Origin of the sequence: Streptomyces sp. NPDC093984 (genome assembly GCF_044764595.1) — a bacterium.
GTDB lineage: Bacteria > Actinomycetota > Actinomycetes > Streptomycetales > Streptomycetaceae > Streptomyces > Streptomyces cynarae.
The window spans coordinates 1,000,105-1,014,337 of sequence record NZ_JBIWIM010000001.1 but is presented as its reverse complement, the minus strand read 5'-3'; the positions used below and the strand labels follow the sequence as shown (position 1 = coordinate 1,014,337).

Here is a 14,233-nt window from a genome sequence, read left to right as displayed (position 1 = left end):
CAGTACGAGGACTTCCGGCCGGCACGCCGAGAGCACGCACCGGACGCCGCTCCTCGACGGGCAAACGTTGCCTGCCGCGGCACTGGCTGCCGGGCGGGGCGGTGCCACCTCAGGCGGTGCCACCTTCAAACCTGTCGCGGTACTCCCGCAGGATCTCCCGCGTGCGCGTCACGGAGGCCGCCTTCGCCGACATGTGGTCCAGGACCTCCAGGTGCAGGGCCACCTCGGTGCGCGAGTCGAGGTAGAGGGCGCCGGTCAGGTACTCGCTGTAGACCATGTCGGGCAGCTCCGGCTCGGCGAAGCGGAACAGCACGAACGGCGTGTACGTCCCCGGGTGCGGGCCGGAGGCGTACTCGGCCACCTGCAGCGTGATCGCGGGGTTCTCGGAGGCCTCCAGGAGGCGGTCGAGCTGGTCGCGCATCACCTGGGAGCGGATGCTGACCGGGCGCCGCAGCACCGTCTCGTCCATGATCACCCACAGGTGGGGCGGGTTCTCCCCGGTGAGCAGCTTCTGCCGGGCCAGCCGCAGCGCCACATGCCGTTCGATGTCCTGGGGGCTGCCCTGCCCTACCGTCCCGGCCTCCAGCACGGCACGCGCGTAGTCCTCGGTCTGCAGCAGCCCGGGCACGAAGTGCGGCTCGTAGGAGCGGATGATGCGGGCGGCGCCCTCCAGGCTGACGTGCAGGCTGAACCAGTCCGGCAGCACGTCGTGGTACCGCTGCCACCAGCCGGGCTGGTTGGCCTCCTCGGCGAGCCGCACGAAGGAGGCGATCTCCTCCTCGGGCACGCCGTACGTCGTCAGCAGCACCTGCACGTACGGGATCTTCAGCGCGACCTCGGCGGTCTCCATGCGCCGCACGGTCGCCGGGGCGACGCGCAGCACCTTCGCCGCCTCCTCGCGCTTCAGCCCGGCGGCCTCCCGCAACTCCTGGAGCCGCCGACCGAGCACCACCTGCCCGACGGTCGGCGCAGCCCGCCGTTCACTCACGCCACGCCTCCCCACGCGCCGAAGTACGCGAGCAGTGTGACATGTTCCCGGGTGAGTCTCACGGGGTCGGAGAACACTCGGGTGAGGAGACGGCGGCGTACCGCCGGTTACCGACGGATCATCAGGTTCCGTGCGACTGGAGGTACTTCACCGTCGCCGGATCGGCAGGCAGGAACGTCTCGATGGCCAGTTCCGCGACCGTCACGTCCATCGGGGTGTTGAACGTGGAGATGGACGACACGAAGGACAGCACCCGGCCCTCGTGTTCGATCCGCATCGGCAGCGCGAAGTACGGGACCTCCTCGGCCCCCTCGCCCGGTCCGGACGCGGACTCGTTCCGGTCCGGGACCGGGTACGCCGCCACCTCCTCGTACAGCGCACGCAGAGCCGGCGAGCGCTGCAGCGCGATCTGGCGCTCCATCTGCGCGAGCAGGTTGCCGCGCCACTCGGCCAGGTTGCGGATGCGGGGCGCCAGGCCCTCGGGATGCAGCGTCAGACGCATCGCGTTCAGGGGCGGGGTGAGCAGGCGGTCCGGGACGCCCTCCAGGAACATCGCGATGCCCCGGTTCGCCGCCACCACCTCGTACGTCGCGTCCACCACCAGCGCCGGGTAGGGCTCGTAACCCCGCAACAGCCGCTCCACACCCGCCCGCAGCGCCTCCATCGACGGGTCGTCCAGCGGCGTCTCCGGGTAGTGCGGGGCGTAACCCGCCGCCAGCAGCAGCGCGTTGCGTTCCCGCACCGGCACCTGAAGATGTTCGGCGAGCCGCAGCACCATCTCCTCGCTGGGCCGTGACCGGCCCGTCTCGACGAAGCTGATGTGCCGCGCCGACGAGCCCGCCCGCAGCGCCAGCTCCAGCTGACTGACCCGCCGCCGCTCCCGCCACCCGCGCAGCAACGGGCCGATCCCCTGCTCCGAGGGGGCGGGGGAGGATGCGGCGGGTGAGGACGCGACAATGGTCATACGGACGACCGTAGTCGAGGAGTGGTGCATGGACGACCGGCTGAACCCGTCCTGGGAGGCGACCGCCATCTACCGGGCCAGGGTGCGTGGATCCCTCCTCGGTGGCGCGATCGGCGACGCCCTCGGGTACCCGATCGAGTTCGCCTCCCTGGACCGAATCCGCGCCGCGCACGGCGAGCAGGGCGTCACCGGCCTCGTACCCGACGGGCAGGGCACCGTGGGCCGCGTCACCGACGACACGCAGATGACCCTGTTCACGGTGGAGGGCCTGCGGCAGGCGCACGAGCGCGAGCGCCACAAGGGCATCGGCGGCGGCTGGTCCCGGCTGGTGCGCGACGCGTACGGCCGCTGGTTCGACACCCAGCGCCTGCCCGGCCCGCCCGCCGGCGCCGCCGGACTCGCCGCGCAGGGATGGCTGTACGCGCGCCGCGCCCCCGGCAACGCCTGCCTCTCCGGCCTCGCCCAGGACTTCGTGCCCGAGCCCGGCGCCGCACTGGGCCGCCCCGGCCCGGTCAACTCCGACTCCAAGGGCTGCGGCGCGGTCATGCGCTCGGCGCCCTTCGGTCTCGCCCGGGTGCCCGGCGACACCGCGTTCCTGATGGCCGCGCTGTGCGCCCAGACCACCCACGGCCACCCCACCGGTTACTACTCCGCGGGCGCCTTCGCCGCGATCGTCGCGTACCTGGTGGAGGGCGACTCCCTGGAGGGCGCCGTACTGCGCGCCCTGCGCCTGCTCGCCCGTCACCCCGGCCACGAGGAGACCACGGCCGCGCTGCGGCGTGCCCTCGACCTGGCCGCCGAGGGCACGCCGACCGCGGAGAAGGTGCAGACGCTCGGCGGGGGCTGGATCGGCGAGGAGGCCCTGGCCATCGCCGTGTACTGCGCCCTGGCCGAGCCCGATGTCCGGCAGGCGCTGCTGCTGTCCGTCAACCACTCCGGCGACAGCGACTCCACCGGCGCCATCTGCGGCAACCTCCTCGGCGCCCGCCACGGCGACCACGGGCTGCCGCACGAGTGGCTGGAACGCGTCGAGGGACGGGCCGAGACGACCGTCCTGGCGGACGACTTCGCCGCGGAGTGCGTACGACGCTGAGAGCCCGTCGCGCACAGGCCCCGAGGGCCACGGCGCGCGTACGGGGCCGCACGGAGGGGATGTGACAGGGTGGGGCCGTCCCCGCGTCGCGTCGTACGGAAGGAGCCAGGTCATGCCCGTCGAACCACTGTCGCAGAAGGAGATCGAGGACCGGCTGGCGGAGCTGCCCGGCTGGTCCCTCGAGGGCGACCGGATCGCCCGCTCCTACCGGCTCGGCACGCACTTCGCGGCGACCGCGATGGTCGTGCACATCGCCCAGGTGCAGGAGGAGCTGGACCACCACTCCGACCTCACCCTCGGCTACAACACCGTCTCCCTGACGGTGAACACGCACAGCGTCGGCGGCGCGGTCACCGACCTGGACTTCGAACTGGCCCGCCGGGTCGAGGAACTGGCGCCCGGTCACGGCGCGCACTGAGCGGTCGCCGCACGTGCTGGACTACGAGAAGGAGGCCGCGGAGTACGACGCCCTGCGCGGCGGCGAACCCCGGGCCGCCGCGGCGGCCGACGCCGTGCTCGGACTGGTACCCGAGGGTGCCGGCCGACTGCTCGACGTGGCCTGCGGCACGGGCATCGTCACGCGGCGGCTCGCGGCCGCGCGGCCCGGGCTCCGGGTCGTGGGCGCGGACCTGGCGCACGGGATGGCGTGCCGGGCCGCCGCCCGGCTGCCCGGTGCCGTCGTCCTCGCCGACAGCCGCCGACTGCCGTTCGCGGACGGGACGTTCGACGCGATCACCAGCGTGTGGCTGCTGCATCTCCTGGACGGCCCCGAGGCGGTACGCAGCGTGCTGGCCGAGTGCGCCCGGGTGCTGCGGCCGGGCGGTGTCTATGTCACCACCGTCGACAAGGCCGCCTCCCACAATGTGGGCAGCGACATCGACGCCGTGCTCGCCCCCCGCCCGCGCCGGCCCGCTGAGGACGCCGCCGAGGCGGTCGCGGCACACGCCGCCGCCTGCGGCCTGGTCCCGGCCGGCGGGGCCCGCTTCACCGGGACCGGCCAGGGCCGCAGCCCCCGCCGCACCCTGGCGGACCTGCGCCGCGGCTGGTTCGTCACCCTGGCCCCCGGCGACCCGCTCACCGAACGGATCGGCCGCGAACTCGCCGCGCTCCCGGACCAGGACCGGCCGCGTCCCGACCCGGTGTTCACCCTGCGGGCGTTCCGCAAGGCCGGACTCTGAGGAGAGGACCTGGTGGCCTCAGGCGGGCCTGCTGAACTCCATGACCCAGTTGGTCACCCAGGTCTGTCCGCCGTCCACCGAGAACGCCTGCTCCCCGCGGGCGGCGGTGGGCGAGAGTCCCGACCACACGAACCTGACCCGCACGTCCTTGCCGATGGGGGTCCCCCTGTTCGAGCGGAGCCGAGAACTTGGGGGAGGGTGTCGTCGCCGTGGAACTCGCCCCGGTCGCCGTCGAACTGCCCGATCACGGGCGGGAACAGCTTTCCGCCGGTGCTGGAGGACCAGTTCAGCGACCACTGCCGGGTCTCCCGGTCGAACAGCCTCAGGGTGAGCCCCTTCGACCCCAGGTGCGGCATGTCGATCTCGTCGATGTTCGCCGCCCCGTCGAACAGCGGCAGGCAGCGTTGCGTCGCCGGGAACTCCTCCCAGTCGCTGCCGGGGTCGAGGAAGCCGGTCCGGCGGCGGTTGAGGACCTGCCACTCGCCGTGGAGGAAGTCGAAGTCGTGCGGGCTGCTCATCAGCGGTCTCCTGTCGTGCCCTCGGGCAGGGAGTCGGTCAAGTAGGCGTCGAGATCGGGGACGTCGGGTGCGAGCAGATGCCGTACCCAGGCGTCCCGTTCGTGCAGAACCGGCGGCAGTTCCCAGACACAGCCGATCCACGGCCGCTCGGTCGGGACGAAATGAGCGGTGTTCCGGTCCGGGCAGCCGAGCACGGGCTGGCCGGCCGCCGCGCCACGGAAGTGCAGGACGTTGTCCCACACCCAGCTGTACGCGTTCAGATAGGCGCCGTCGTCGTCGCCCCGGTGCAGCACGACGAACGTCGCGGGCGGTGTGGCGTCCGGCTCGGGAAGCAGCTGGGGCAGCATCGCGTACGCCGCCTTCTCGACGTCGGGAGCGATGCCGGCGGGGTCGGAGGTGACGTGGTAGCGCTTGATCCACCGGCCCGCCACCTCGATCGGCGGCGGGACGGTGAGGAGTTTCTCCCTGAAGGCCATGTCAGGGACGCTAAGGCCGGTTCACTGACATCCTGTGTCAGCGGATGAGGAACAGTGTCGCCGGCCGCAGCGGTGGCCGGTGCCCGGCCGTCACGACGTGAGCGTGGCGAAGAGGTCTGGGATCAACGCCGCGTTGGGGTGGCTCAGAGGCACCGTCAGCACCGGCTTCTCGACGCCCGCCTGATGGATCCGGACCATGCCGCTGTGCGGCTGCGCAGAGCTGATCGACTCCCAGGGCAGGGAGAGCCGTGGCTTCGCACACGCGATGCCGTCCTGGCTCACCTTCACGCTACCGCCGACCGTGATGGTCTCTCCACGGCGAACCTGGGCGACCAACTCGGTCAGCAACCGGGGCTCCAGATACTGCCTGACCAGGTTCACCAGGAACGTCCACTCCTCCGGCTGTTCCGCTTGGTGGCCCGCCCTGGAGAAGTGCACGGAGACCTGCGGTCCGCCGTAGTACGGGTACCGGCCCACCCGGAAGTCCCATGTGTTGTCGTAGGTCGTCGGGAACAGGAAGCGCTTTTCGGCGGTGTGGGTCGCCCAATAGCTGATCCACTCCACCTGGTCGAGCGCGATCGATTTTCTGCCGTAGGTGATCACCTCTGGGTCGGCGTGAAGGCTGGTCCAGCCGACGTTGGTGTCGAGGACCGGAACCTGGCCGGGCCGCGCCGACGCCTGTCGTGTGGGTGGCGGCGCGGGCCGGTCCTGCCGGGGGCCGGGCGGCCGCGACGTCGCACCGGCGGCCGGCGGTGCCGTGTGGGGCGCCGGTGCGGGCTCGCCGGCGCCGACGCCGGTGACGTGTGCGGAGAGCCATGCCGGTGTGTGGGCGCGTGGGTAGGCCGCCAGGTCGTCACGGTAGTGCTCGGGGGCCAGCAGATGGTCGTCGGGCAGGGGCCGGTCGCCGTAGTCGTAGTCCGTCGTCATCCGGGCGTTCGTTCCGGCGCTGTGGCTGACGGTGAGCAGCAGGCGCCACCACGGCCCGGCCGGCATCCGCGCGGCGAGGTGTCGCTGCCGGCGGACCAGCAGGGCCATCTGCTCGGGTACCCGAACCTCGGTGCTCCGGTCCCCGGACCAGAACCGCAGCTGGGCGACCTCGCCGGAGACCGTGAAGGAGAAGACGGCCGCGAAGCGGTCCCACCCCGGTGGGCCGAGCAGGGCCAACTGCTGCGCGATCGGGCCGAGCAGCCGGCCCGCCCTGGCCGCGGCCACCTCCTCGGTGGGGGCGTCGACGGTGAACGAGCCGATGCCCGCGGAGCCTTCCGACGCGGAGTCGAGCCGCATGACCTCGTCCCTGAGTTCGGCCATGAACCGTTCCTCGGCGGGCCTGCGGCGAACGTAGGCCTCTTCGGCGGTGAACATCTCCTCCGCTTGCCGCGGAGGGATCGAGCTCGATATCTCCTTGACCCGCCCGGCGTCGCTCACCAGGAACACCGACCGGCCCACCGGCATGTCCAGGAACGCCATCGGGTCGCTCTCGTCGACGTCCACCGGCGCGTACACGCTCCAGCCCGCTTCAAAGCGATCCGCCGCCAGCCCCTGCGTGGGGTAGTCCAGGCGACGCGCCCGGATCCGCTCCACGACCAGCGAGATGGCCCGTGACGCGGCCATCCGCCCGCCCTCGGGTGTCGAGGTGCGGTCGAGAGGGTGGTCGCGCCGGCCGACGGGATCGCTGCCGGCCGACGACCGGACCGGGTAATGCTGTGTGAGGTCGAACCAGAGGCACATCTCCTCGGCGGTCTCGACATCGACATCGGCCGCGATCACCGACCAGAAGCCGTCGGCGTCCCGCCCGTAGAGCGTGACCACGTCGCCGTCGTCCCGGCCGGCTGTCACGTAGTCGGCCTCGTGGAGATCGCCGAGTTCGGCGGCCTCGGCGAGCGTGGGCGCCGTGGAGGTGACGCGCTGCCCGAACGGTTCGCCGTCCACGTCGATGGCGGTCAACACGTAGTCGTCTTCAGGGGCGAGGGCGTGGGCGAAGGGGTCGCCGACCTGAGGGCTGCCGTCCCAGGCCCGCTCCGGCCGGCACTGGGCATCGTGCCGGCGCCGTAATTCCACGACCACAGGGGCGGGGGCATCGGCGACGAGCACCGACCAGGTGCCGGTGGCGTCCCTCCCGTAGAGGGTGATGTCGTGGCCATGGCGGACCGACACGTAGTTCGTCCGGTGACCGTCTCCGAATGCGGCGGCTTCGCCGAGGGTGGGCGCCGTGGAGACGGTACGTTCGCCGAGCCGCTTGCCGTCGGCGTCGGTGGCAGCCATCACGTAGCCGGTCATCAGTCCTGCTCCTGTCGCTACCGAGGACGGGGGTGCAGGGTTACCCCGCCACGCCGGTGGCTGACGGTGTCGACTTTCCGGTCGTCGGGAGTGCCACTGCACCAGGGCAGAACCCTGCCACATTGCATGAGTTGGCCGTAATGGGCGGGATCGACGGGGTCGGTGAAGACCATGCGCAGAACAAGGTGAACACGTTGGCGGAGAGCCGGTGCGGCGCATGGACGCGTCACCGGCCCATGTCCACCTTGCTGCGGCGACCATTCTCGTTCCGTCTTCGATGACATGCTGTGTCAGTGAAGTCCAGTCGGCTCGTCTCCATCCTGCTGCTGCTCCAGACCCGCGGCCGGATGACCGCCGCCCAGCTCGCCGCAGAGCTGGAGGTCTCGGTGCGCACCGTCTACCGGGACGTCGAGGCGCTGCACGCCACGGGCGTCCCGCTCTACGGCGACGCCGGGCACGCGGGCGGCTACCGGCTGCTCGACGGCTACCGCACCCGGCTCACCGGACTGACCGCGGGCGAGGCGGAGGCCCTGTTCCTGTCCGGCGCCCCAGGACCGGCCGCGGCACTCGGACTGGGCTCCGTCCTCGCCGCCGCCCAGCTCAAGGTCCGCGCCGCGCTGCCGCCCGAACTGCGCGTGCACGCCGACCGGATCAGCGGCCGCTTCCACCTGGACGCCCCCGGCTGGTACGCGGACGCCGACGAGGCCCCGTTTCTGCCCGCCGTCGCGGACGCCGTCTGGAACAGCCGTGTGCTGCACGTCCTGTACCGGCGCTGGCGCGAGCCCACCGATGTGGAGCGTCGTCTGGAGCCGTACGGACTCGTGCTGAAGGCGGGGCGCTGGTACCTCGTCGCCGGGCCGGGACCGCGCACCTTCCGCGTCGACCAGATCCTCGAACTCAGCACCAGCGAAGAGGAGTTCACCGTCCCCGAGGACTTCGATCCGGCCACCTACTGGGCGGCGTACCAACGGGATTTCCACGACCGGCTCCACCGCGGCGAGGCGGTCGTCCGGCTGGCCCCGGGTGCGCGGCTCAAGGGAGACGCGGGAAGGGCGGTCGAAGGCAACGGCCGTGAGATGGCCGACGGTTGGACTCTGGCCACCGTACCGATCGAGTCCGTCGAGCACGCGCACGGCGAGTTCCTGAGCCTGGGCGCGGACATCGAGGTCCTGGAACCCGAGGAGTTGCGCCTACGGATCGCCCGGACGGTGTCCGAGCTGGTGCGGAGGTACGAGCCGTCGCCGGGCTCAGGGGTGTAGACGGTGGGCCGGGGCGGGGTAACGGCGACTACGGATCGGGTCCCGTGGGCGCCTTCTTCTGCAACGACCACACGCACTTCGAAACCTACGGCGCGCAGCGGATCGCAGCGCTCGTCACCGGCGATGTGCGCCGCCAGAACCTCCCGCTCGCCGCGTATCTCAAGTAGCACCGGTGCCGAGCACGACGAGCGCCGCCATCCTCGTCCCGTACAGCCTGACAGGCGCCTTCCCGGGCGGCTGCATGGCGGCACTCGGTGGCTGTCTGCGTGCCGTGGACAACCGCCGCCGTGTTGTACGGGGGTGAGCGGATGTAGTGGCCGATGTTCCTGGAGCGACCGCCAGGCGGGCGTTCGGGATCAGCTCCTTCGCGCGCGCCTCACCGACCGGCTCGGTGACGATGACGAATCCGCCTGGGCCGCCTGGTCGAGGAAAGCGTCGACGAGGCGGTACGCGTTCTCCCGCGCCATCGGTTCCATGGCGCGGGAGCGCGCCACCAGTTCTTCCGGGTCGATGCCGAGCCGCGCGCACTGCTCCGCGCCCCCGAGGTCCACCCAGCGTCGTACGACGGCTGGGACCGCCTCCGGGTGGAACTGGACCCCGAGCGAGTTCCCGGCCCGGAATGCCTGGGTGCACACGGCGTTGCGGGCCGTCTCCTGGGCGCCGGGCGGCGGGACACAGAGGTCGTAGTGCCACTGCATCCAGGGGCCGGGTGGTATCAGGGAGGGGTCGTCCGTGTCGATGTCGACCCAGCCGATCTCGGGGCGTGGGGCCACCTCGACGGTGCCGCCCAGGGCAGTGGCCAGGGCCTGGGCGCCGAAGCAGATGCCCAGTACGGGGATGCCGAGGTGGTGGGCCTTGCGCAGCAGGGCGAGCTCGCCGCCGATCCAGCTGCCGACCGTGGGCTCGTCGTACACCGACCAGGGCGAGCCGAGCGACACGACCAGGTCCCAGCCGGCGGCGTCGGGGAAGTCGAATCGCACGTCCGGCCTGTGGTGCCGCTCCTCGGGGACGACGGTGAGGAGCGTGAGTTCGTATCCGCGCTGGAGGAGCCGGTCTCCGACCAGTCCGGGTTCCGTCACATGGTCGTGCCGGATGACGAGTGCGTGCACAGTGGGCTTTCCTTTCCCGATGGCACGTAGGTGCAGGTGCAGGTGGCGGCGCAGGGTGCCGGTGCGGGTGGCAGGCAGGTGCAGGTGCCTGCCGCGGAAGGGCCTCTTCGGTGGTAGGCCATGTGAATCGTGTGGGTGCGCAGAGAGTGCGTGCGCATGTTCAGCCGGGCGTCGTCGGCGTGGCTGTCGGGGACTTCGTGCTACGGCCTGGCGTGGTTCTTCGCCCATGCGGTGCGGATGGCCGCGGCGATCAGGATGAGTGCGGTGAGGGCGGCGGTGGAGAGCAGCTGGGTACGTGCGTCGGCGTCGGTGCACATCAGGGCGAGGACGCCGGTCATGCCGGCCAGGGCGGTCCAGCTGAGCCAGGGGTGGCCCCACATGCGCACGGTCGGGGTCCGACCGGGGGTGTGCTCGGCGGTCTTGCGCAGGCGGAGTTGGGCAGATGCGATGGCGATCCAGACCACGAGGATGATGGCGCCGATGGTGTTGAGGAGGAAGGGCAGGACGCGGTCGGGGGCGAGGAAGTTGAGGACGACCGCGATGAAGCCGAAGGAGACGGAGGCGAGGACGGCGCGGCGGGGGACGCCGGCGCGGGAGACGTTCAGCAGGCTCTGGGGGGCGTCGCGGCGCTGGGCGAGGGAGAAGGCCATGCGGGAGGCGCCGTAGAGGTTGGAGTTCAGTGCGGAGAGCAGGGAGGTGAGGACCACCACGTTCATCAGCCCGGCGGAGGCGGGGATGCCGATGCGCTGCAGGACGGTGACGAAGGGGCTGGTGGCGGCGGAGGCGGAGTTCCAGGGCAGCAGCAGCACCATGAGGGCGACGGAGCCGATGTAGAACAGCAGCAGGCGGGCGATGACGGTGCGGGTGGCCTTGGCGACGGCCTGGGAGGGGTTGGGGGATTCGGCCGCGGCGATGGTGACGAGTTCCATGCCGCCGAAGGAGAAGACGACCGCGAGCAGTCCGGTCAGCGCACCGCTGGCGCCGTGCGGGAGGAAGCCGCCGTGGTCGGTGAGGTTCGTCAGCCCCACGGGGTGGCTTCCGGGCAGCAGGCCGAAGACGGCGAGGGTGCCCAGGACGAGGAAGGCGACGACGGCGGTGACCTTGATGGCGCCGAACCAGAACTCGAACTCACCGAAGTGGCCGACGTTGAAGAGGTTGACGCACGTGAGGGCGGCCATGAAGGCCAGGACGAAGGTCCACTGCGGTACGGCAGGCAGCCAGCTGTGGGCTATGGCGGCCGCTCCGGTGGCTTCGGCCGCCACGACGACGACCAGCAGCCACCAGTACAGCCAGCCGACGGTGAAGCCGGCCCACCGGCCGAAGGCCTTCTCGGCGTAGACGGAGAAGGATCCGCTGTTGGGCTGGGCGACGGCCATCTCGGCGAGCATGCGCATGACGAGGACCATGAGCAGGCCGGCCAGCGAGTAGGAGATCAGGATGCCGGGTCCGGCGGTGTGGATGCCTGCTCCGGCGCCGAGGAAGAGGCCGGCGCCGATGGCGCCGCTGATGGCCAGCATCGTGACGTGGCGTCGCTTGAGCCCGGTGCCCAGGACGGGGGCGCAGGGCTGAGAACAGTCCTCGTCGTGTGAGTCCGCCGGGGGAGATGTGGTGCTGTCGGTCGACGTACGAAATGCCATGGGGGAAGTCCTTCGCAAGTGGTGGGCTGACGTACGGACGCGGCACCCCCGCTCAGGCGGGGTGGGGCGACGGCCCGGCTCGCGCGGTGCGGCGGGGCAGGGGAGGGGAGGGCCGCGGAAGGCATGCGCAGACACCGCTTCGGCGGCGGTCGGTCTGCGGGAAGCAGGCGGAAGGAGGGTGAGGCGGCGAACAGGTGGTCGAACGGGGGAAGCGGGCGGTGTCAGTTGATCTGGGCGTACTCGCGGAACTCCCAGTCGGTGACGTACTTGTGGAACCGGGCGAGTTCGTCCCGCTTGAAAGCGAGGAATGCCTCGACGAACGACTTGCCGAGGACGTCGGTGAGCTGATCGTCGGCTTGGAGGGCGTCGAGGGCCTGGCCGAGGTCGGTGGGCAGCCGCTCCGCGGCGGCGGTGTCGGCGGCGTGGCCGGTCGCCGGGGCCGGGGGCTCTGCGGCTGCGGTGATGCCGAGGTGGAGGGCGGCCAGGAGACCGGCGATGGCGAGGTACGGATTGGCCGTGGCGTCGCCGAGGCGTACCTCGAGCCGGGAGGCGGCACCGCGCTCCGGCGGGATGCGCACCATCGCGTTGCGGTTGTCCAGACCCCAGTTGATCAGCCACGGGGCGGTGGTGTCCGGTCCGAACCGCTTGTAGGAGTTGACGGTGGGGTTGAGCAGCGCTGACAGGGCCGGCGCGTGGGAGAGGACGCCGGTCAGGGCGTGGCGGGCTGTGGCGGAGAGGCCGTGGGCGTCGTGGGGCGCGTCGAAGACGTTGGTCCCGTCCGCGTCGATCAGGGAGACGTGGAGGTGGAATCCGGACCCGCCGCCGTCGTTGAGCGGCTTGGCCATGAAGGTCGCCAGCCGGCCCTCGGCCCGGGCGAGTTCCTTGACCGCGGCCTTGAACCGGAAGGCGCGGTCGGCGGCGTTCAAGGCCTCTGAGTGGTTGAGGTTGATCTCGAACTGTCCGCCGTCGAACTCGCGGTTGCCGCCGCTGACGTCGAGGCCGAGAGCGTGCAGGGCGCGCATCGTGCGCAGGAGGTGTCCATCGGGGTCGCCCCGGAGGCCGGTGGTGTAGACGGTGCCCGCGGCGGGGGCGTAGCGCCGCCATCCGGTGGGCGCGTCGGCATCCGGCTCGAGCAGGACGTATTCCAGTTCCGGGCCGACGAGTGCGGTCAGACCCGCGTCGTTCAGGCGGGTGAGGACATGGCGGAGCAGGTCCCTGGGCGATTCGGGCACGCTCCGGCCGGTGGCCGGGTCCCGGACGTCGCCGATGCACCAGGCGACGTTCGGCTCCCACGGCAGCGGGACGACGGTGTCCAGGTCCGGGCGCACGACGACGTCCGGCATGCCCGCCTCGAGGCCGCCGGCGATGTCGGAATGATCGCCCAGGGCGCCGGTGTGATAGATGACGCGGCTGAAGGCGAGGCCGTGTCCGGCCGCCTGCGGCAGATGGTGCAGCAGGATGTCCCGACTGCGGTCGGACCCCATCAGGTCCGGGTAGGCGACGCGAAGGACGTCGATCCCCTTGGCGTCGAGCGCCTCCATCGTCTGTCGGACCTGGGGGTCTGTATGGGCGCTCACGGGATACTCCAGGGATGCGGCGAAGAGGTGCATTATGTTCGATTCGCTCGCGCAGCATCTGCGCGGCGTCATGGCCGGCCGGTGACACCAGGGCAGTCATTTGATGCCAAACGATAAGCATCGGGTGTGCCGCCCACAAGAGGGCCGCGCCATTTCGCTCGCCTCCCTCTGTGAGCGATGGCGTCAGCCGGAGTGTCTGCGAAGACTGCGCGAGATACATTTGGCTGCAAACGAGCATGTCGGCGGTCCATGCCGCCCCGACGCCGAGGAGATGCCTGTGCCCGGGCCCCGCCGATCCATCGCCGAGACCGAGCAGGCCGTACAGCGGCGGCTGGGCGGCCTGACGCTGCAGCGCGAGGCCATGGCCGCCGTGAGCAACATTCACCGGGCGGCCGCAGCGGTCCGTCAGCATCTCGAGAACTCGGTGCTGCGTCCGCACGAGCTGACGTGGACCGGCTTCGTCGTGTTGTGGGTGCTGTGGATCTGGGGTGAGGCCGAGACCTGGTCGGTGGCCGAGGAGGCGGGCATCTCCAAGGGAACGCTGACCGGCATCTCGCGCACCCTCGAGTCACGTGGCCTCGTGGCCCGCTCTGCGCACCCTGAGGACCGCCGCCGGGTCCTGCTCTCGCTGACCCGTGAGGGGGAGAAGCTCATGGAGGAGCTGTTCCCGGCCTTCAATGCGGAAGAGGCGTTCGTCTCCGCTCCGCTCAGCCCCGACCAGTGCCTCCAGCTCGCCGACAGTCTGCGCGCCATCGTCAGCCGGCTCGAGGAGCACGGTGAGCAGCGCAGGCGGGAACTGCTCGACGGTGAGAACCTCGCCCCGCGGCGCTCTGGCCGACGCCCACGGGCCTAGTGCCTCTCGTTTGGATCGTGCCGGGCTCGCGGGGCCTGGCACGCATATCTGCGGCGTTGTCGTCACTCGCCGACTCCCCAGCGCTCGAACACGCTCGCGCGGGGGACCCTCATCGCGTCGCCCGCCGCGGTAGCGGCTGATGTCGCTGCCTCCTCCGCCTTGCAGCTGCAGGCGCCAGGCCCCGCTCCCCGATCCGGTCTGATCCAGACGAAAGACCCTGGTCGCGTCGTCGGGGGACCCGGTTTCCGGCGACGCACCCCCGGCTCGAATGTTTGGGACCAAATAAATCTTGCCGACACCTCTT

At 71.3% G+C, this 14,233-nt stretch carries 13 protein-coding genes and 1 pseudogene; 6 read left to right on the top strand and 8 right to left on the bottom strand.

Annotated features, from left to right (window positions below; all coding sequences use genetic code 11):
- Positions 1 to 109 precede the first annotated feature (109 nt).
- Together ACIRC0_RS04555 and ACIRC0_RS04550 are read right to left on the bottom strand one after the other, a co-directional pair.
- Complete coding sequence (locus ACIRC0_RS04555) at positions 110 to 988, bottom strand: helix-turn-helix domain-containing protein (protein WP_403611131.1); 879 nt, start codon at positions 986 to 988, stop codon at positions 110 to 112.
- 121 nt (positions 989 to 1,109) lie between these two features.
- Positions 1,110 to 1,952, bottom strand: a complete 843-nt coding sequence (locus tag ACIRC0_RS04550) for a helix-turn-helix domain-containing protein (protein ID WP_403611128.1) — start codon at positions 1,950 to 1,952, stop codon at positions 1,110 to 1,112.
- 28 nt (positions 1,953 to 1,980) lie between these two features.
- Here ACIRC0_RS04550 and ACIRC0_RS04545 point away from each other — a divergent pair, with 28 nt between their 5' ends.
- The 3 genes from ACIRC0_RS04545 (at position 1,981) to ACIRC0_RS04535 (ending at position 4,223) form a co-directional block, all read left to right on the top strand.
- Positions 1,981 to 3,045, top strand: a complete 1,065-nt coding sequence (locus ACIRC0_RS04545; RefSeq protein ID WP_403611126.1) for an ADP-ribosylglycohydrolase family protein — start codon at positions 1,981 to 1,983, stop codon at positions 3,043 to 3,045.
- Positions 3,046 to 3,157: 112 nt separating this feature from the next.
- Positions 3,158 to 3,463 (top strand): 4a-hydroxytetrahydrobiopterin dehydratase, encoded by a 306-nt coding sequence (locus ACIRC0_RS04540; protein WP_403611123.1) that lies wholly within the window; start codon positions 3,158 to 3,160, stop codon positions 3,461 to 3,463.
- A 13-nt stretch (positions 3,464 to 3,476) separates the two neighbouring features.
- Complete coding sequence (locus ACIRC0_RS04535; protein WP_403611121.1) at positions 3,477 to 4,223, top strand: class I SAM-dependent methyltransferase; 747 nt, start codon at positions 3,477 to 3,479, stop codon at positions 4,221 to 4,223.
- Positions 4,224 to 4,241: 18 nt separating this feature from the next.
- Here the strand turns inward: ACIRC0_RS04535 and ACIRC0_RS04530 are convergent.
- The 3 genes and pseudogenes from ACIRC0_RS04530 to ACIRC0_RS04520 all read right to left on the bottom strand — a co-directional run bounded on the left by ACIRC0_RS04530 (position 4,242) and on the right by ACIRC0_RS04520 (position 7,494).
- Positions 4,242 to 4,741 (bottom strand): annotated as a pseudogene (locus ACIRC0_RS04530) (hypothetical protein).
- Complete coding sequence (locus tag ACIRC0_RS04525) at positions 4,741 to 5,217, bottom strand: hypothetical protein (RefSeq protein ID WP_403611118.1); 477 nt, start codon at positions 5,215 to 5,217, stop codon at positions 4,741 to 4,743. Before ACIRC0_RS04525 ends, ACIRC0_RS04530 begins: the two are co-directional and overlap by 1 nt.
- A gap of 90 nt (positions 5,218 to 5,307) precedes the next feature.
- Complete coding sequence (locus ACIRC0_RS04520; RefSeq protein WP_403611116.1) at positions 5,308 to 7,494, bottom strand: hypothetical protein; 2,187 nt, start codon at positions 7,492 to 7,494, stop codon at positions 5,308 to 5,310.
- Positions 7,495 to 7,787: 293 nt separating this feature from the next.
- Here ACIRC0_RS04520 and ACIRC0_RS04515 point away from each other — a divergent pair, with 293 nt between their 5' ends.
- Positions 7,788 to 8,753 carry a helix-turn-helix transcriptional regulator gene (locus ACIRC0_RS04515; protein WP_403611113.1) on the top strand — a complete coding sequence of 322 codons (966 nt, stop codon included), beginning with the start codon at positions 7,788 to 7,790 and terminating at the stop codon, positions 8,751 to 8,753.
- A gap of 44 nt (positions 8,754 to 8,797) precedes the next feature.
- A complete protein-coding gene (locus ACIRC0_RS04510; protein ID WP_403611111.1) occupies positions 8,798 to 8,920 on the top strand; it encodes a hypothetical protein in 123 nt (40 codons plus the stop codon).
- Between the two features lie 189 nt (positions 8,921 to 9,109).
- Here ACIRC0_RS04510 and ACIRC0_RS04505 read toward each other — a convergent pair whose 3' ends face one another.
- The 3 genes from ACIRC0_RS04505 to ACIRC0_RS04495 form a co-directional block, all read right to left on the bottom strand.
- Positions 9,110 to 9,862: a type 1 glutamine amidotransferase gene (locus ACIRC0_RS04505; protein WP_403611108.1), complete on the bottom strand. Its 753-nt coding sequence runs from the start codon at positions 9,860 to 9,862 to the stop codon at positions 9,110 to 9,112.
- A 200-nt stretch (positions 9,863 to 10,062) separates the two neighbouring features.
- Complete coding sequence (locus ACIRC0_RS04500; protein ID WP_403611106.1) at positions 10,063 to 11,499, bottom strand: amino acid permease; 1,437 nt, start codon at positions 11,497 to 11,499, stop codon at positions 10,063 to 10,065.
- Between the two features lie 221 nt (positions 11,500 to 11,720).
- The gene (locus ACIRC0_RS04495; protein ID WP_403611103.1) at positions 11,721 to 13,076 is read right to left on the bottom strand and encodes a glutamine synthetase family protein; all 1,356 of its coding nucleotides are present in this window, start codon (positions 13,074 to 13,076) and stop codon (positions 11,721 to 11,723) included.
- Positions 13,077 to 13,353: 277 nt separating this feature from the next.
- Here ACIRC0_RS04495 and ACIRC0_RS04490 point away from each other — a divergent pair, with 277 nt between their 5' ends.
- Positions 13,354 to 13,929 (top strand): MarR family winged helix-turn-helix transcriptional regulator, encoded by a 576-nt coding sequence (locus tag ACIRC0_RS04490; RefSeq protein WP_403611100.1) that lies wholly within the window; start codon positions 13,354 to 13,356, stop codon positions 13,927 to 13,929.
- Positions 13,930 to 14,233: the final 304 nt, after the last annotated feature.

What these genes read in the sequence shown, in the direction of transcription:
- ACIRC0_RS04520 (WP_403611116.1), bottom strand. Translation starts at nt 7,494, where the DNA reads ATGACCGGCTACGTGATGGCTGCCACCGACGCCGACGGCAAGCGGCTC.
- ACIRC0_RS04525 (WP_403611118.1), bottom strand. Translation starts at nt 5,217, where the DNA reads ATGGCCTTCAGGGAGAAACTCCTCACCGTCCCGCCGCCGATCGAGGTG.
- ACIRC0_RS04500 (WP_403611106.1), bottom strand. Translation starts at nt 11,499, where the DNA reads ATGGCATTTCGTACGTCGACCGACAGCACCACATCTCCCCCGGCGGAC.
- ACIRC0_RS04540 (WP_403611123.1), top strand. Translation starts at nt 3,158, where the DNA reads ATGCCCGTCGAACCACTGTCGCAGAAGGAGATCGAGGACCGGCTGGCG.
- ACIRC0_RS04550 (WP_403611128.1), bottom strand. Translation starts at nt 1,952, where the DNA reads ATGACCATTGTCGCGTCCTCACCCGCCGCATCCTCCCCCGCCCCCTCG.
- ACIRC0_RS04545 (WP_403611126.1), top strand. Translation starts at nt 1,981, where the DNA reads ATGGACGACCGGCTGAACCCGTCCTGGGAGGCGACCGCCATCTACCGG.